This is a genomic window from Acinetobacter sp. FDAARGOS_558 (assembly GCF_003937785.1).
Lineage (GTDB): Bacteria > Pseudomonadota > Gammaproteobacteria > Pseudomonadales > Moraxellaceae > Acinetobacter > Acinetobacter baumannii.
Genome location: NZ_RKJH01000001.1, coordinates 587,431 through 604,968 on the forward strand (window position 1 = coordinate 587,431; position 17,538 = coordinate 604,968).

At 35.4% G+C, this 17,538-nt stretch carries 15 protein-coding genes; 10 read left to right on the forward strand and 5 right to left on the reverse strand.

Annotation, left to right across the window (positions count from 1 at the left end; genetic code table 11):
• The 8 genes from EGT34_RS02835 to EGT34_RS02870 all read left to right on the forward strand — a co-directional run bounded on the left by EGT34_RS02835 (position 1) and on the right by EGT34_RS02870 (position 8,716).
• Positions 1-1,047: a baseplate J/gp47 family protein gene (locus EGT34_RS02835; RefSeq protein ID WP_024437120.1), complete on the forward strand. Its 1,047-nt coding sequence runs from the start codon at positions 1-3 to the stop codon at positions 1,045-1,047.
• Entirely contained in the window at positions 1,044-1,580 is a 537-nt protein-coding gene (locus tag EGT34_RS02840; RefSeq protein WP_024437119.1) for a putative phage tail protein, read from the forward strand. The genes EGT34_RS02835 and EGT34_RS02840 overlap by 4 nt, the downstream gene beginning before the upstream one ends.
• Positions 1,577-3,115 (forward strand): tail protein, encoded by a 1,539-nt coding sequence (locus tag EGT34_RS02845; protein WP_024437118.1) that lies wholly within the window; start codon positions 1,577-1,579, stop codon positions 3,113-3,115. Before EGT34_RS02840 ends, EGT34_RS02845 begins: the two co-directional genes overlap by 4 nt.
• Positions 3,116-3,691: 576 nt before the next feature.
• Positions 3,692-4,156 carry a MarR family winged helix-turn-helix transcriptional regulator gene (locus EGT34_RS02850; protein WP_000163427.1) on the forward strand — a complete coding sequence of 155 codons (465 nt, stop codon included), beginning with the start codon at positions 3,692-3,694 and terminating at the stop codon, positions 4,154-4,156.
• A gap of 190 nt (positions 4,157-4,346) precedes the next feature.
• Entirely contained in the window at positions 4,347-4,562 is a 216-nt protein-coding gene (locus EGT34_RS02855) for a hypothetical protein (protein ID WP_125305478.1), read from the forward strand.
• A 204-nt stretch (positions 4,563-4,766) separates the two neighbouring features.
• Positions 4,767-5,589, forward strand: a protein-coding gene (locus EGT34_RS02860; RefSeq protein ID WP_076611894.1) for an IS5-like element ISAba27 family transposase whose coding sequence is annotated in 2 segments (ribosomal slippage) — positions 4,767-5,147 and positions 5,149-5,589 — 822 coding nt in all. Because the reading frame shifts where the segments join, the coding sequence is not laid out codon by codon here.
• Between the two features lie 464 nt (positions 5,590-6,053).
• Positions 6,054-8,147: an EAL domain-containing protein gene (locus tag EGT34_RS02865; protein ID WP_000203165.1), complete on the forward strand. Its 2,094-nt coding sequence runs from the start codon at positions 6,054-6,056 to the stop codon at positions 8,145-8,147.
• A gap of 125 nt (positions 8,148-8,272) precedes the next feature.
• Positions 8,273-8,716, forward strand: coding sequence for a universal stress protein (locus tag EGT34_RS02870; RefSeq protein WP_000120225.1), 444 nt, complete (start codon positions 8,273-8,275; stop codon positions 8,714-8,716).
• Between the two features lie 54 nt (positions 8,717-8,770).
• Here the strand turns inward: EGT34_RS02870 and EGT34_RS02875 are convergent, their stop codons facing one another.
• Positions 8,771-10,213: a glucose/sorbosone family PQQ-dependent dehydrogenase gene (locus EGT34_RS02875; protein ID WP_001032866.1), complete on the reverse strand. Its 1,443-nt coding sequence runs from the start codon at positions 10,211-10,213 to the stop codon at positions 8,771-8,773.
• Positions 10,214-10,567: 354 nt separating this feature from the next.
• On the opposite strand from EGT34_RS02875, the gene EGT34_RS02880 reads away from it, so the two are divergent.
• Together EGT34_RS02880 and EGT34_RS02885 are read left to right on the forward strand one after the other, a co-directional pair.
• Entirely contained in the window at positions 10,568-11,197 is a 630-nt protein-coding gene (locus EGT34_RS02880) for an SOS response-associated peptidase family protein (RefSeq protein ID WP_000332533.1), read from the forward strand.
• Positions 11,198-11,443: 246 nt separating this feature from the next.
• Entirely contained in the window at positions 11,444-12,898 is a 1,455-nt protein-coding gene (locus EGT34_RS02885) for a SulP family inorganic anion transporter (protein ID WP_000957167.1), read from the forward strand.
• Positions 12,899-12,945: 47 nt separating this feature from the next.
• On the opposite strand, the gene EGT34_RS02890 is transcribed toward EGT34_RS02885, so the two are convergent.
• The 4 genes from EGT34_RS02890 to EGT34_RS02900 form a co-directional block, all read right to left on the reverse strand.
• Complete coding sequence (locus EGT34_RS02890; RefSeq protein ID WP_001026402.1) at positions 12,946-14,124, reverse strand: S8 family peptidase; 1,179 nt, start codon at positions 14,122-14,124, stop codon at positions 12,946-12,948.
• A 231-nt stretch (positions 14,125-14,355) separates the two neighbouring features.
• Positions 14,356-14,469 carry a hypothetical protein gene (locus EGT34_RS21210; RefSeq protein WP_085916944.1) on the reverse strand — a complete coding sequence of 38 codons (114 nt, stop codon included), beginning with the start codon at positions 14,467-14,469 and terminating at the stop codon, positions 14,356-14,358.
• A gap of 869 nt (positions 14,470-15,338) precedes the next feature.
• Complete coding sequence (locus EGT34_RS02895; RefSeq protein ID WP_001233774.1) at positions 15,339-16,085, reverse strand: alpha/beta hydrolase; 747 nt, start codon at positions 16,083-16,085, stop codon at positions 15,339-15,341.
• Positions 16,086-16,092: 7 nt separating this feature from the next.
• Positions 16,093-17,499 (reverse strand): amino acid permease, encoded by a 1,407-nt coding sequence (locus tag EGT34_RS02900; protein WP_000093788.1) that lies wholly within the window; start codon positions 17,497-17,499, stop codon positions 16,093-16,095.
• Positions 17,500-17,538: the final 39 nt, after the last annotated feature.

Below are 17,538 nucleotides of genomic sequence, written 5' to 3' on the forward strand. Positions count from 1 at the left end.
ATGGCATATCCGATCAAGACATTTGACCAATTACGTGCTGACATTATTCAGGAAATCCAAAATTTAACTGGATTAACAATGGATGATGAAGATGATGCAGCCATTCGCGCAGATGGTGAAGCTGCTGTAGTTGAGGGCCTTTATCATCATCAAAGTTATATTCAAAAACAGCTATTTGTTGCTACAGCTGATGAGCCTTTCCTTTATATACATGCAAAACGCTTGGAATGTCCGCGTAATGGAGGCTCTAAGGCTTCAGGACGAGTCAGAGCGACATCAAATATTGCGGTCACTATTCCAGCTGGTACTAAAGTCACAGATGGTAAAGGTCATTACTGGCTAACTTTATATAAAGAGACACTTATCGAAAATAAACCTAAAGAAATCCAAGTCATTGCTGAATTTGAAGGTGTGAGCTGGAATTTCGATGGTGAGCAACTGCTCTGGGTTAGTCCTTTACCGGGTGTTGCAGCACAAGTGGATGTTATTGAAATATCTGCGGGTTTTGATGTTGAAGATGTTGAAGCTTGGCGCCAACGGATGATGGATAAAGAGGCTTTAGGTCTTATTCGTGATCGTGAAGCTGATCTTCGACGCATCGTAAAAGATGTGCCGGGTGTAGCTGATGTTTTTATTTTTCCGAAACGTCGTGGCCTTGGTTCTTTGGATGTTGCAATCACAGCAGCTGGTAATCCCCCAAACTCCCCAAGCTCTGCACTTTTAGCTTTAGTACAAACGGCTTTAGAAGAATATTCAGGTTTTTGGGGTGACGTAAGAGCTTATGCACCAACCAAGGAATATTTGGATATCACCGCTGTATTTACTGGGTCAGTAAGTGAAACAGAGGTTGAAAAAGTTATTCGTGACTATGTTGGTTTACTAAAGCCGGGTGAAACTTATGTTGCTTCAACACTAGTTAGTCGAATTAAAGATTTGCAAGGTCTAACAGATATTCAACTTACACCCGGAGTAAATCAAACACCTACTTTGAGCGTATTTACTACCGGTTGGCTCCGGATCGGCACACTCAAGGTGAACCCATCATGACCTTTGATCAAACAGTAGAGCTTTATGCTTCAGTACTCCGCCAATTACTGCCAGCTGGCGGTTATGACAACTCACCTAAAAGTGTTGTCGCAAAAGATATTTACGCCCATGCAAAAGTACTTGCACAAGCTGATGTTGATGCAAAACGTATTTTGACTACGTTGGAACATATTCCTGAAGAATTACTAACCGAGTATGAAGCAGCTCTAGGGCTACCACTGAAGTGTTCTGTGAATAAAACAAAAACTATTGAAGAACGTCTTCAGATCATTCAATGGATTCAACAAACCAAGAACGTTTTAAACCGTGCTTATCTGGAGCAGATATTAGCGATGTTTGACGTTGAATTAATTGATCTTGTGAGATTTACACCAATGCAATGTACAGAGCCATGCGACTCTCCAGTTAATACAGACAGCCTTCGTTATAAAGTCAAATTAATTCTAAAAGCCCCAGTGCAAGCTGATATGGCATGCATCATTGAAAATTATTTACCAGCCTATGTACGTTATGACATTGAGGAAAAAATATGAAACGAATTGATAGTGTAAATGCACGTCCAGATGTGAACGGAACTGGTAAAGCTGGCTTCCATGCAAATGATGATGTGCCCGGACAAGATGCAACTTATCTCACTCCAGATTTTCTCAATACCATACAAGAAGAACTAGCAAACCTACTTGAGCTTAGAGGTATTACTTTAGATCCAGAAAAACGGGATCAACTTTTTAATGCTTTAGCTGGTAAAGATGATGTTGATGCGGCTTTAGATACTGTCCAGACATTACTTGATAACGAGCGCAATGCACGTATTAAGGCTGACCAAGATCATTTGGATGCGTTAAATCCTCATCCGCAATATGTGATGAGAAAGGACTTTAGACTTCTATATAGAACTCTAACGCCTGAGACGACAGTAAACCCGAAGATTTATACAGATGATCCGCAAAACTGGCAGATAAAACATACAGTTGAAAATATTAGTGCTCACATCATGCCGAATGGTGTTATTGAGCAAACAATTAAAGTAAGAACCGTATATGGCGATTACAATGCGCAGGTCTATCTGCCTATTGGGCTTTCTAACATTCTAAATGTCTCTGCATTGTATCAAGGACAACGTGAGAATCAGGACGCTGAAGATGACTCAGCTATACGTTTACTTGATATTTACGACGAGACAGTTCAATTAGAGAATGGTTTACAAGAATGTAGAACCGTTGTTAATTTTCGATTTGACTATGTCAGTGGCAATACTGGTGGACAACGAGAACGGTTTGCTTATTTAAAAATTATGGGTTTTGGTGCTTCAAATACAGATTTGGAGAATCTAAATAGTTATCCGTATCCTTATTATAGAAATCAGGATGATCTAGATGGTCAGGTTGTATATATTGATCAGAATCTTACAAATGTAAGCTTGCTAGAGCTATTCATCCAAACTTATGGTGCACCAACTGCTACTACAAGAGCTATTTTTGTTATTGCTTCAGGTGTGACACTGATTGCTGTTACTTCTGGTAGTTGGTTAGATGGCTCAAGCCGTCAAATCATTAACTACGGTCATATATACGGTACTGGTGGTTCTGGCGGATACTATGATGAAAATACTGCTATGGTTGGTGATGGTGGTACGGCAATCATTGCACAGAATGCTAGTAGCTTTATTGATGTACGTAACTATGGTTTGATTGCAGGCGGTGGTGGTGGCGGTGCAGCTGGTAAGTCTGAGTATTCAATAGGTGCACAAGATTATTATGCTGTTGGCGCAGGTGGTGGTGGTATTCCACTAGGTACAGGTGGAGTTAATATCAATCAGGCTGTACCTGAAGGCAAAACACTAGTAAATCTTGCTGGAGAAGCTGCTACTTTATCTGTAGCAGGTAATGGCGCAACTGGTACAGGTTTAACCGCTGGTGGCGGTGGAAACGTTGGTGAGGATGGTAAAGCTAGTGAATCAACCCTTGATAATGGTATTGTTGGTAAAGCTGGCTTCATTTACCAAGGTAACGTTACGATCACAAATATTGGTGGTGGACAAATGAAAGGTAGATTACCGTCAATATAGCTAATGCTAGACTCTATGAGTACCTGTTAAAGTACGGGTACTCACTATTTTTCAATTAATTGTTGTGTTAATTACTTTAGTGCAGAATAAAGAACAAAAAGCTAAGTGCAGAATAAAAAAGAAATTAGTGCAAAAAAAATCGAAAACTTACAATTTTCTCTAATATTTGATCAATCATGTTAAATGTATGGTAAATTTTCATCTCCAAACAATCAATTAAACATATGATTAATTTAAATATTTACCTATTGAATGGATTTATTTTTTCAAGTTATGACTTTGTAGACAAAAAATTTTTATAGAAATGTCACGTTCAAAACAAGTTTTTTTTTCTACGATTCTCATGCTAACAAATATCGTTCATTTTACGACCAAGCGAGTAGCCAAGTTCAAATAAACGGTAAGGAATAAGTTTTATCAGAAGAGGAAAATTTATAGTTTGTCCTTGTTAATCAAACAATATAAATTTTGCTCATGACTTAAAGTCCTGATATAACTTGCTTAGTGAAACTATATTTTTCCACTATTAAAATAAGTTTCATAAAATGCGATCCACCAAGGTATGGGGAAAAGTCAATGACAAAGAAGTATGCGCGTTTTTTACCTACAACAGAATCTTTCACTCTTGAAGATTTTCCATATTATTGGATTACTCAGGTCCATGCTCAATATGTTCAAAATATTGATAATGCCCTCAAAAAATATGGCCTAGATAATTCACGTCGACGTATTATGCTTGCGCTAAGTAGCAAACCTCACGCTAGCGTATCAGAACTATCTGATATGATTATTTCAAAAATGTCGACTACCACTAAAATTGTTTATCGCTTAAAAGATGAAGGCTTAGTTGAAACCTATTCTTGTCAATCAGATGGTCGTATTACACGTGTATATCTTACCGAACGTGGTACAGAAATGATTAATAAAATTAATGATCTAACGAGTGTAGTACTTGAACAATCATTCGAAGGTATCACCCCTCTTCAACTAGAAAAAATGATGGAAAGCTTAAAATTGCTTTTAAAAAATCTTTCTCGATAATTGTTGTTTTCAACATTTTAAAACGATTAATTCTCAAGCTCTCTCATGAGAGCTTTTTTATTATTTTCTCTAATGTTTACAGGAATATAAACTTCATAAAGTAATCAATTAAACACTATGCTTGTTGACTTGTTCCTTCAACTCCAGTAGAAACTCTCTCTTAATATCTCTAACGTAATTTTAGGAAAAAATGGCTAAAAGAAAATATAAGAGTGATAAGTTTCAAGTACGTCGTATTAACCGTCAAAGGTGGGTACTTGAAAAAGATTTAGAAACTAACTGTTACAGCAAGCATGAACAGGTAGCTACTAAGACATTAGCTAACAATTATGCTGACGATTATATAGAGCAGTATTATATGAACCTCTACATTCAACAACAGTTGAAAAAATCGGAAACCGTATAAAAAGCCTCCATGGCTTTTTTTATTTATAATTTAATAAGTTAAATAAAATTAAAATAATAAAATTTTGACATAAAAAAAACCTACATCTTGGGGAAAATGTAGGCTATAAAATGCACAAAAAGGAATTATATATCCTTTTTGATGAAAAGAATTCTACGATAATAGACCTCTTGCGAAAGTAAAAACCACCTCAATCTAAATTTCATGAGATATCAGAAATTAAATCGTTTTTCAGATTCTGAATTCCAGCGCTTGGTTGGTGTACCTCGACCAGTTTTTAGTGAAATGATCGAAGTTTTAAAAGAAGTAGAATCACTTAAAAAGAAATCTGGGCGTCCTCATACTTTAGCTATAGAGGATCAATTATTATTAACACTCAATTACTTACGGAATTACAGCACTCAATTGGAGTTGGCTGCAAATTACCATATCGCTGAAAGTAATGTGAATCGAACCATTAAAAAGGTTGAAGATGCATTGATGAAATCAAGACGGTTTACTCTGCCAAAACGAAGCATTACCACAGCAGACGAACAGTTTAACTGGGTCATTATTGATGCGACAGAATGTTCAATAGAACGTCCGAAAAAAAAATCAGAGTAAGTTCTACAGTGGTAAAAAGAAGAAACATACGCTAAAAGCACAAGTGATCTATCATCCGAACAGCAAACAAATCATAGGGCTAGATATATCGAATGGCAGTCAGCATGACATTAAATTGGCAAGAAGAACGGTTAAAAAATTCAAACATTGTAAATATGTTATGACCGATTTAGGGTACTACGGATTAGAGCAAGATGGCTTTAAATTATTGATGCCAATAAAGAAAAAGAAGAATTTACCCTTATTTGATGTTGAGAAAAAGTACAATAAAATGATTGGAAAAATACGAGTTGTGATCGAACATATTAATAGTCAATTGAAAACATTTAGAATATTAAGTGAACGCTATCGAAATAGACGGAAAAGATTCGGTTTACGCATTAACTTAATCGCTGCACTGGTAAATCGGATGAACTTGCAATAACGACTTTCGCAAGAGGTCTAATATAAGACCTTATTTTATATTACTTTTGTAAAGTTAATAGTATTTATTGTATTAACCTCTAATAACTTAAATGCTTTTTCTTTATAAATTTTTTCTCATAAATATTTAAATTAATTAACTCTTCACGAGTTAAAATGTTTTTGATGTATGAGTTTTTTATAAAAAACGCTATTTGAATTTTATAAACAACTGTTTTAACAAGTTTTTTACAAAAATACGCATAATTTTTTCAAGTTAAAATTCTATATTTCATAATCTTTAGGAGATTAAAAGTTAATAAATAACATATGCATAGAGGATTAATAAAATTTTTATTTAAAAAAAACCTTTATTCGAGATGAAAAAACATCAAATATTAATTTTTTATAGCTTTTGTGGTGACGACACAACTATTACAATACAGTTTATAAATAGTTTAACTCTTCAGCAGTTTTAGGCATGTTATGACTTCAATGTCGAACACTACCCAAAAGCATTTTATTGTTGAGCAGTTTCCTTTACCGACTTGGGTCAGTGATGAAAAAGGCTTAATTTTATACTGCAATACGGAGTGTACAAAGTACTGGCGCGATACTTCTCCTCCATTGTTTCAACAATGGCTAGATTTCGTGTACCCTGCCGATTTAGAAGAAGTTAAAAACAACTGGTTAGATGCGATACGACTCCGATCAAGAATTGAATTTAAATGCCGTCTTTTGCATAAAACCCATTATTATCGATGGTGTAAAATTTCTATTCAATTGTCGAAATACCATGAATCTTCTCAAGAAAATGAATGGTTTATTAGTTTTCTAGATATTGACCAAGATATACAAGAGCAGCAAAGCTTACGAAAAGATATCGATATACAAAATCAAATGCTCGATATCAGTGTCGATTGTATTAAGGTTTTAAATACAGATGGCACTGTATCTCATATGAATAAATCAGGATGCCTTGCATTAGGTATACCTGTAGATGAAAAAAAATTCGGTATGCGATGGTTAGATCTTTTACCACCCCATATTCGTAAACGCGGAAGAGTTGCCTTAAAAAAAGCCTTACAGGGTAAAGTGGCCCGATTCGCTGGCATGAGTTGCTTACCAAATCAAAATCCAGAATATTGGGATAACATGCTTACCCCAATTCAACATACAAACGGCGAAATTATTCAAATATTGTGTGTTTCGCGAAATGTCACTCAACAGTATCTTACCGAAAACCGTCTAAGAGATATTAGCGAGAGAGATGAACTCACAGGATTATTTAATAGACGTTCATTTAAGCTACAACTAAAACGCACTCTAGCCTACTCAAGAGAAACCCAAACTAGTGTAGGGCTACTTTTAATTGATCTAGATCATTTCAAGCATATTAATGACACTATAGGTCATAGTGCTGGTGACCACTTATTAAAAATACTTTCTAAACGTTTTAATCAGTGCGTAGATCCTGAGAGATGTTCAGTTGCCAGATTAGGTGGTGATGAGTTTGCAGTTATTGTTAGTCATTTAGAAAATGAGAATGATGTTCGTGAACTTGCAGAAGTATTGCTTCAACAACTCAATCAACCCATTACATATGCTGGGAATGTGCTCAACGGCGGCATGAGCATCGGCTGCGCCATTTATCCTCAAGATGCAGTTGATCAATCGAGCTTATTAAGTTGTGCCGATATGGCATTACATGACTTAAAAGCCCGTGGTCGTGGCGGCATACGTATGTATAACCCAAGTATGATGCAGTTAACCGAGGCAATCGCCTCTCAACTCAACATTGCTCGCCAGCTTATTCGTCATCATACCATTCAGCCCTACTATCAACCCAAAGTCGATCTAAAAACTCATGCTGTAGTGGGCTTTGAAGCATTACTCCGCTGGCATACGACTTCGGCCCAAAGAGGTTTGCCTTCTCAGATTGCTGAAGCTTTTAAAGACTACGATTTAGCCAGTAAAATTGGTGAAATCATGCAACAACAAGTTTTGCATGATATTGCTAAATGGATAAAATTAGGTTTTGAGCCGCTTCCTGTTTCTCTAAATGCCGCACCAGTTGAGTTCTTAAGAGATAACTATGCTGAACGTTTATTAAAAAAGATTAATCAACTTGAAATTCCTACCCATTTAATTGAAATAGAAGTTACTGAACATATGCTGGGTGACCGTGGTTCTGAATATGTTATTCGCGCGCTCAATAAACTAAAACAGCATGGGGTACGCATTGCTTTAGATGACTTCGGAACAGGTTTCTCTTCATTAACACATATAAGAGACTATCCTATTGATTGCTTAAAAGTTGATTGTAGCTTTATACAAAAGATGCAACATGATCCATCCATTTATGCAATTGTTCAGGCAATTGGCTTACTTGCTCCAAATCTTTCACTCGGATTAATTGCAGAAGGTATTGAAACACCAGAACAAGAAGAGTTGCTTCTTCAATTTGGATACAACATAGGGCAAGGTTTTTTATTTGAATCAGCTATTGACGCTAATCAGGTGCTCTCTATTCTTAAACAGGGCCAGGCTTATCTAGAAAGTCACTATTCTATGAATTAGTCATTTAACTTACACACTAAAAACAAACAATAAAAATTATAAAATTGGCGATAATATAACCATAACGATAACAAGTTTAGGTTCTTCAACAATAAATATTGTCACAAGACAATAAGGAGCAATATATGAGTTATCACCATATTTTAGTTCCGGTCGATGGTTCTCCTACCTCACTTATTGCTGTTAATCATGCTGCAAGTCTTGCTAAAGCCTTTAGTAGTAAAGTTACTTTGGTATATGCGCTCACTATTGATCCATTTATTTCAGTTGAAATTATTGATAGTACAGAAATTGCGCAAGATTATTTTAATAAAGCGAGAGCTTCGATTCAGAGCATTTTAGATCAAGCTAAAGAACAATTTAGCCAACATGGAATTTCTGTTGAAACCAAAATTGTTGAAGGTCAAACAATTCATACAGAAATCATCAAAGCAGCAACTGAGCTAAAAGCTGATTTATTAGTGATTGGTTCTCATGGGCGAAAAGGTTTTAAAAAGTTCTTCTTAGGAAGTGTAACTCAAGCACTTTTAGGAGAAATTCATGTGCCAGTATTGGTCGTAACTGAATAAATCTAAACCTTTATATAAAAAACCCAGCTATATAGCTGGGTTTTTTGAAATAAGTTACTTACCGTTATATGTAAATTTAATGAGAGAACCGGGATTCTCTAAAGTATGAGTGACTGAACCATCATCTTTTTGTACATTTCCCGCTGTATCAGTCAGCACATATAAGGTATTACCTTCTGGACTAGCGATGACATCACGATAACGGTTATTGCTTTTAAACATTGGGATAGCATCATCCAAAGTCGTGCTATATGTCGGGTCCAATTTAATACGGAAAATCACCCCACGTTTTAAAGATGGGACCAATAATGTATTTTCCCACCCTGGAATCGCTTTTTTGCCTCCCGTATATACATATGCCGATGACGGTGCAACCGTTGGCCAGCAAATATATGCCATCTCACCACAAGTAGGGTCATTATAGTTATAGGTATCTTGTACCGTATATAAAGTTTTCAAAGGTGGCACAAAGTTTTTACCAGTCCATTCAGACTCTTTAGTCACAGGAACACCTGTTGCTACTTTTATCCCGTTTTGAGCTAAATCTTTAATTTGTGATTTATTGGTTGCTGCCGAATAGTTTGCATAGGCATAACCACTGTCATCTTTATAACCAGCTACATTTGGCCAGCCATAGTTACCACCTTTTAATACAAGGTTAATTTCATCATCAGAATTTGGTCCTTGCTCAGATTGTAAAAGCTTTCCATTTGGGGCAAATGCTAAACCTTGTGGATTACGGTGCCCTAAAGTGTAGATATGACTCACTACGCCGTTAAAGCTTGGGTTGTCTTTAGGTATACTGCCGTCCAGATTTAAGCGTAATACTTTACCCATATATGTATGGTAGTCTTTACTATTGAGCTCTTGCTGAGTCGGAGTATGCTGTGCCTGATTCGGTAAGAACAGATAAGCTAACTGATTACGACCTTGGTCACCAATCGTATAGTAGATTTTTTGGTCTGGACCAATAACGAGACGACCAGACTGATGATCTTTTGATGACGGTAAACCTGCAATCAAATCAATAGGCTTTTCAAATGTATCTGTAGTTTTATTATAGGTATATCTACGAATAATTGTCTGATTAGGTAACTCTTTATCTGTAGATTTTGGATTTTTAAAAGTGCCTGAAATATAGATATAAGGGTTATGTTTAAAGTCAGGATGAAAAGCAAAACCTAACAAACCATTTTGCCCATCAGCATCACTCACAATTTCAGGAACCTGAAATACTGTTTTCGCGCTACCAGATACAGGATTTACTCTTAAAATTTTGCCAGTTGCACGTTCGGTTAACCAAATTTGATTATCTGGCCCCCATAACAAAGCATGTGGTTTATTTAAATTGGACAGAATCACTTTTTTATCAAAATTTTCTGTTTTCGCTTTTGCGAACTGAGCAGGTGTCAGAGGTATATCTGCAAATGCCGTATGAAACGTAAATAGTTGTGCAGCACCTAAAAGAGTGATTTTTGCTAATAAATGTTTATTCATAGTTCCACCTTATAAAGTTTTCTAAAGAGTTACTTAAACCGCTGAAAACATTGGTTTGTATACGTTCTCTATATCTTTTGTATTATGATGATTAGCTCATTTATTAAAATCCAAATTTCTGCAAGGCTCTGTTGCATAAAAGTAGCTATTCAAAACAAGTGAATATCTTATAAGTTGCCTTATAAATCATTGATCTCATTTTTAAGATAAATAAATTGAAAGAAAGCTTTAACAAAGTAATTGAAAAGTAAAATTTAATACTCAAATAGACAATTCAATCTATAAAAATATACATACCACATAGTTAAAAGATCCAAGCTAAAGGTTAAGGATCCTTACAAATCGAATTTCGTTATGTGTGCAAATTTCAAACCCCTTAAGAAAGAGCATTCTTATCAATTAGACTTACTTGAACCCACCTTTGATTACAAATCAGATGTCTATCCAAGTGATGATTGCCCAATAATCTTATCTCATCAAAATGAATGGGAATGGCGAAAAGTTAAATTTGGAATGTTGCCACCATATGCGAAAGAAATTTCATTTAAATATGCAACTTATAATGCAAGAACTGAAACGGTTGATCACAAACGTTCATTTAAACATGCCTGGTCAAATGATCAATTTGGCCTAGTTCCTGTTGAAGCTATTTATGAACCGAAATATATCAATGGTAAAGCACACTGGTATGGCATCTTTCGTCAAGATGGAAAGCCATTTACGCTTGCAGCAATTTATGAAGAAACCATAATTGATGAGCAGAAAGTTAGAACAATGTCACTATTAACAATCAATGCAGATCGACATTCTTTTATGAAACAGTTTCATAAACCTGACGATGAAAAACGTTCAATTATTGTAATACCTGACCATCTTAGAAACGATTGGTTAAACTGCAAACACACTGACGCTCCTGACTTTTTCTTAGATATGCCATTAAATGAATTTACGTCTCTGCCTAAAGCAGAAATGAACAAATCATAAAATAGTTAGATGCCTAATAAGTGAAAGTAGCAAGCTTAAATGGCTCCCCCTAAAAACTTATGTTATCCTTCGCACTTCTTTAAAACTTCAAATTTTCGTTATCCATGACACTTACGCCACCTTAAGTTTATTTACCCTTCTCCTTTGTAAATAACTCATCACTGTCTAGTAATGTGGTGTAGTCGCTTGTGTGTTGGTATATCACATCACTAGCCTTTCTAAAATTTAAAATTCTAGGCTATTTCCATGTTAACGAATCTTCGAGAACAATGGTTCTCTAATGTCCGTGCAGATATTCTTTCTGGGCTTGTTGTTGGTCTGGCTTTAATTCCAGAGGCGATTGCCTTTTCAATTATTGCAGGTGTAGATCCCCAAATCGGTTTATATGCGTCTTTTTGTATTGCGGTTATTATTTCTTTTGTAGGTGGCCGTCCTGCCATGATTTCGGCAGCAACGGGCGCTATGGCCTTAGTCATGACGACCCTAGTGAAAGAACATGGTCTTCAGTATTTATTCGCAGCTACTATTTTGACGGGCGTCATACAAATTATAGTAGGATATCTTAAGCTTGCTAAGCTCATGCGCTTTGTCTCTAAATCAGTTGTGATTGGTTTTGTAAATGCTCTCGCCATACTCATTTTTATGGCCCAGCTTCCAGAACTAGTCAATGTAAGTTGGTACGTCTATCTATTAGTTGCTATTGGTTTAGCAATTATTTATCTATTCCCTTATGTACCAAAGCTTGGAAAAATTTTTCCATCTCCCCTTATATGTATTGTTATAGTCACATTACTTGCCTTCTTTTTAGGCCTTGATGTGCGAACAGTTGGCGATATGGGAGCATTACCAAATACTCTACCTATTTTTTTAATTCCGGATATTCCTCTTAATTTAGATACACTTCTTATCATTCTTCCTTATTCATTGGCGTTAGCTGCAGTTGGCTTACTTGAGTCGATGATGACAGCCACAATTGTTGATGAAATGACGGATAGCCCGAGTAATAAATTTAAGGAATGTAAAGGTCAAGGTATTGCCAATATTGCCTCTGGTTTTATGGGTGGGATGGCTGGATGTGCCATGATTGGGCAATCAATGATTAATGTTAAATCAGGTGGTCGCACACGCTTATCTACTTTATGCGCAGGCATATTCTTGCTGATTTTAGTAGTATTTTTAAGTGATTGGTTGAAAGTTATTCCTATGGCTGCGCTTGTTGCTGTCATGATTATGGTATCAATAAGTACTTTTGAGTGGCGTTCACTTACCCAATTTAAAACTAATCCTAAAAGTAGCAATACCGTTATGATTGCAACGGTTGTTGTAGTTGTAGCTACTCACAATCTAGCATTAGGCGTATTGACAGGTGTACTACTCTCCGCGCTTTTCTTAGCCAATAAACTTGAAAATGATATACAGGTAATAAGTTCATTAGAAGGCAACGCTCGTTTATATGATTTAAGAGGACAAATCTTTTTTAGTTCTTCAGATAAATTCATGCACGGCTTTAACTTTAAAGAAGAAGTAAAAGAAGTCATTATTGATCTGACTCATTCACATATTTGGGATGTCACTTCGGTTGCAATGCTTGATTCAGCAGTAGAAAAGTTCCAAAAGAATGGCATACAAGTTACTGTACGTGGTTTAAATGAAGCCAGTTCAATCATGATTGACAAGTATGGTACACATGCAAAAATTTAAAAAAAGGTCCTTCGGGACCTTTTCAATCATAGAGAATTATATTTTTATTAAGGAGATTTATATAACAAACGGTTTGGGCTACCTGAAGGGTTTTTTACTACGTTACTGCTCGCTTGATTTAAAAGATTGGTAGAGATCGTTTGAGGTGAAGCCGTAGGTGTACTTTGAAGCATTTCAGCAACTACACCAGCAACATGCGGGGTTGCCATTGAAGTACCATTTAATATCTTGGTAGCTGTATTACTTCCAATCCAAGAAGAGTTAATCTGACTTCCAGGTGCAAAAATATCAACACAGCTTCCATAATTAGAATAGCTGGCTCGAGTATCTGTATTATCTGTAGCAGCAACAGTAATCGCCTTACTTACTCTGGCAGGAGAAGAACTACATGCATCTGTATTAGAATTGCCAGCGGCTACGACCATGACATAACCATTATTAAATAAGTTTTCCACTGCACTATCTAAAGAAGAACTTGTTGCCCCACCTAAAGACATATTTACAACTGCAGGTTTTTTACCATTTTTTAATATCCAGTCTAAACCAGCAATAACATTACTTGAGGCCCCTGACCCATCACACCCCAAAATCCGGATAGGAACTAAATTGACACTTTTGGCAACACCATAGGTCGTACCACCTACTGTTCCAGCAACATGGGTCCCATGTCCATTACAGTCGGTTGTACCATTGCCATCAGATATTGCGGTATAACCGCTTAACACACGTCCTGAAAACTCTTGGTGGCTAGATAATATACCAGTATCCACGATATAAGCCGTAGTACCTGAACCGGTCTGTAAATAAGAATAAGTCGAATTTAATGGTAAAGCTTTCTGGTCTATACGATCTATTCCCCAATCTGGATTACTTTGAGTAGTTGCATCAATATTTACTATTGTATCGCTTTCTACTGAAAGAACTTGAGGGTTCTTTTTCATCGCTTCAATAAAGGCTGTCCCTGCTGTATCAGGTAAATAAATTGCAAAACCTTTAAGAACAGTATCGTAGCTTTGTAAAACTTTACCAGCATGTTGTTTAGCAATATTTTGTGCGAAATCTTTAGAAGGACCTGCATCCTTATTTAATATAACAATATATTGATTTTTAATAATTCCTTTTGCTTGGGAAGAATCATTTACAGGATTTACAACATTTGAAGCGGCATACACAAAATGAGTAGCTGCTATTGAAAGACAAATCGCAGACACTTGGCGAATATTCATGACTATCTCCATATATTATATTTCAGGTATTTTTATGATAATTAATAACTTTTTACTTCAGGATTAAAATTTTAGATGAGAACTTTGAGGAGTTTTATCTGCTTTTAAACCCCAACCATATTTTCATAATTTTTTAGGTTAAACAATATCAATCCACTTTTTTATAGAAAAATGTGACATCCATATACTTATAATTTAAATATTTTATTTTTTTATAATTAAAATATCACTCTATTTGGGTTCAATAATATAAAAGAATATAACCATTATGATAAGAACTATAGTAGCCATTGCTAAGTAAGTACCAACAGTATTAAAACTTCTTAGAAACTTCAAAATATCCATAACAATATGATAATTAACAGGTTATAGATAATTATTTCAAAATATAAAAGTTCATACAACTATAAAAAATTAACAATTTCTTTAACTGTGATTAATATGTACAATAAATGTATAAATATATATTTCCTATTCTTTATTAATTAAGCTTATTAGAAATAAATTATGCAAAACAAATTATTTGAATTTTCTTATCTAACTAAAATAAACCCCTTATATAAAACTTAGCCAGTTTAAAAATATTTTTAATAAAAAATACCCACATATCTTAAAAATATGTGGGTATTAAAAAACAAACAACTTTACAGACGCAGTATATGCATATATAAATATATACCTTTAAAGATATATTTACAATACTTCTTTAAGTTTTTCACTTGAATTGAACCGAATTTACTATTAACTGTCTTTTTAATGCGCGAATCTTTGTACCATTAACGAATTGTACAAAAATAAAAAAGTCCGCATCTTGGGAAGCTACGGACTATAAACTCATCTAAGCAACAGCTAAACAGTTTGTCGATTAGAGAGAAAACACTATCTTTTTAATCTAATCGAGATATTAGTTTAGGTCAACTTAAAATAGTATACAGCAGTAAAAAACTCAAATAAGTGTGACGCGTTCTACATTTCCTTGTTGATTAAGCAAAAATCAATATATTTATTTAAATTTAATAAAACAATATATCAATTTATATGCTGTTCAATTTGGTTGTTTATCATACTGATTGCTCTTGTACTGAAATATTTTATTAGCTGAACTTAATATTATAAATAAGATAGCTTTTCATGATTTTCCCACCACCTATTGTTTCTATAATATTTAAATCAACTTACCCTATGTTTACCAAGGCTAACTCAAACTTAATTTCTCACTTAAATATAAATTTAAAATAGTGCTCTAAAATAGAGTAATGGTTAATCTCAGGAATAATTTCAAAAGAAATCATATCCTCACCTTGACTAAGTCGGTACTCAAAATAATTTTGACTTTGCCATTTTAATTCACTAAGTTCTAACCCACCACACAAAATCGTACAAGGAATATTGATCTGTTCCTGCTGATGAATAGGACTATATTTCAAAATATCCTCTTGCGATAAGTTTAAAGCGTGATTTAAATGAGTCTCTTGTATAGGTAATAAATCATAAATCCCACTTAATAAAGTTGCCTTGGATAATAACGGATGGTTTAAACATAAAGCACCAAGATGAGCACCTGCTGAATGGCCTACCACTACTACTTCGCCTATTTTCCAATTTTGTTTAGCGATAAAATCGAGCGCTTGTTGAGTTTGAGCAACGATTTGTGAAATATGACTTTGAGGAGCCAAGTCATATTCTAAAAGTACACACTGCGCTCCTTTTGCTAATATGTACGGCGCTATAAAGGCAAAGTCCGATTTATCACACCACTGCCAATATCCCCCATGTATAAAAATTACGGTTTTACTGACATGTTCTAGAGGAAAAAAATCCAGAGTTGATCGGTTCTTCGAACCATACTTTATATCTTTTATATGATAATAAGCCTGATAACTCAGCAAGCTTCTGTATTGGAAGCCTGCTAGTATTTCACCTTCATTCTCTACCGTTGTAGCATTGTCATACTTTCTCATATACCAGTCACTTCAATGTTTCTTCACTAGAGTTGAGATTTAACTTTACGGTAGAACGTTTCAAATAATAGAAAAATATAAGAACAAGCACTAAAGGTACGCCAAATTGTAAAGTAGACTTAAATTCACTGGTAAACCAGGTAGTCACTGTAATGCTTAAAATCGCAATAAACCCAAACAAAGAGATAAATCGACTAGCAGGAATTTTAAATTTTAGTTGTATATTTTGCTGAACCATATGTCTTCTAAAAAACATATGAGTCACAAATATACTTCCCCACGTGAACAACGCACCAAACATGGATAGCGCAATCATAATTGGAAATGCGGAAGCTGGATTAATCGTATAAACAATACTAGCAATACCAATCCCTACCGCAGATAACAACAGCGCATTTACCGGTACACCATTACTACTAATTCGACCAAAGACTTTTGGGGCATCACCTGCACGTGACAAGCTAAACAGCATACGAGTTGAAATATAAAGCATGCTATTCATGGCTGATAAGGCAGCTACAATTACAATAAAGTTTAAAATGCTATCCGCATACGGGATACCGACAATCTTCATGACCATAACAAAAGGGCTTGTTGCATCTGCTCCAATCAAAACAGTCCACGGCACCAAAGTAACGATTAGGAATAAGGACAATAAATAAAACAAAATGAGTCGAAGTGCTGTGCTTTTGAATGCTTTTTTAACTGCCTTTTCCGGGTCTTTAGCTTCGCCAGCCGCGACAGCAATCATTTCTATACTTAAATAACTAAATATTGAAATAATGACACCAATCCATACCCCACTAAAACCATTTGGAAAAAAGCCCCCATGTCCTGATAAATGAGTTACAACTTGCGTCATTCCCTGATTGCTTTGCGTCAAGATACCAATAGACAAAAGAATAAACACGATAATGGCAAAAACTTTAATTGTGGAAAACCAGTATTCCACTAGTCCAAAAGCTTTAACACTATAGGCATTTACAACAAGTAAGGTCAGTGAAAAAAATCCAATCCAGACCCAAGAGCCTACATTCGGGAACCAGAGCTTCATATAATCAGCAACGGCGGTAATCTCTGTACCTACCGCCAGTACAATACAAGCCCAGTAACAGTAGCGAACTAAGAAGCCGGCAAGTGGACTTATATAATGTTCTGCATATGCACCAAATGAGCCCGAAGTAGGATGCTGAACTGTCATTTCAGCCAAACAAGCCATAAGCGCAAAAGCAATTAAACCACCAATCGCATAGCTGACTATGACTGCGGGACCTGCAAAGCTAATTGCAAATTTGCTTCCCATAAACAATCCGGTTCCAATTGCTCCACCAATCGCAATCATCCCCATCTGTTTTGCAGATAACTTTTTATGCAGCCCAGCTTCTCTATTTTGTATTTCATCAAAACTACTCATAGGCCCTCCTAGCCATTTGTTTTATTTTGATTCCTTAAG

What these genes read in the sequence shown, in the direction of transcription:
- EGT34_RS02835 (WP_024437120.1), top strand. Translation starts at nt 1, where the DNA reads ATGGCATATCCGATCAAGACATTTGACCAATTACGTGCTGACATTATT.
- EGT34_RS02840 (WP_024437119.1), top strand. Translation starts at nt 1,044, where the DNA reads ATGACCTTTGATCAAACAGTAGAGCTTTATGCTTCAGTACTCCGCCAA.
- EGT34_RS02845 (WP_024437118.1), top strand. Translation starts at nt 1,577, where the DNA reads ATGAAACGAATTGATAGTGTAAATGCACGTCCAGATGTGAACGGAACT.
- EGT34_RS02850 (WP_000163427.1), top strand. Translation starts at nt 3,692, where the DNA reads ATGACAAAGAAGTATGCGCGTTTTTTACCTACAACAGAATCTTTCACT.
- EGT34_RS02855 (WP_125305478.1), top strand. Translation starts at nt 4,347, where the DNA reads ATGGCTAAAAGAAAATATAAGAGTGATAAGTTTCAAGTACGTCGTATT.
- EGT34_RS02865 (WP_000203165.1), top strand. Translation starts at nt 6,054, where the DNA reads ATGACTTCAATGTCGAACACTACCCAAAAGCATTTTATTGTTGAGCAG.
- EGT34_RS02870 (WP_000120225.1), top strand. Translation starts at nt 8,273, where the DNA reads ATGAGTTATCACCATATTTTAGTTCCGGTCGATGGTTCTCCTACCTCA.
- EGT34_RS02875 (WP_001032866.1), bottom strand. Translation starts at nt 10,213, where the DNA reads ATGAATAAACATTTATTAGCAAAAATCACTCTTTTAGGTGCTGCACAA.
- EGT34_RS02880 (WP_000332533.1), top strand. Translation starts at nt 10,568, where the DNA reads ATGTGTGCAAATTTCAAACCCCTTAAGAAAGAGCATTCTTATCAATTA.
- EGT34_RS02885 (WP_000957167.1), top strand. Translation starts at nt 11,444, where the DNA reads ATGTTAACGAATCTTCGAGAACAATGGTTCTCTAATGTCCGTGCAGAT.
- EGT34_RS02890 (WP_001026402.1), bottom strand. Translation starts at nt 14,124, where the DNA reads ATGAATATTCGCCAAGTGTCTGCGATTTGTCTTTCAATAGCAGCTACT.
- EGT34_RS21210 (WP_085916944.1), bottom strand. Translation starts at nt 14,469, where the DNA reads ATGGATATTTTGAAGTTTCTAAGAAGTTTTAATACTGTTGGTACTTAC.
- EGT34_RS02895 (WP_001233774.1), bottom strand. Translation starts at nt 16,085, where the DNA reads ATGAGAAAGTATGACAATGCTACAACGGTAGAGAATGAAGGTGAAATA.
- EGT34_RS02900 (WP_000093788.1), bottom strand. Translation starts at nt 17,499, where the DNA reads ATGAGTAGTTTTGATGAAATACAAAATAGAGAAGCTGGGCTGCATAAA.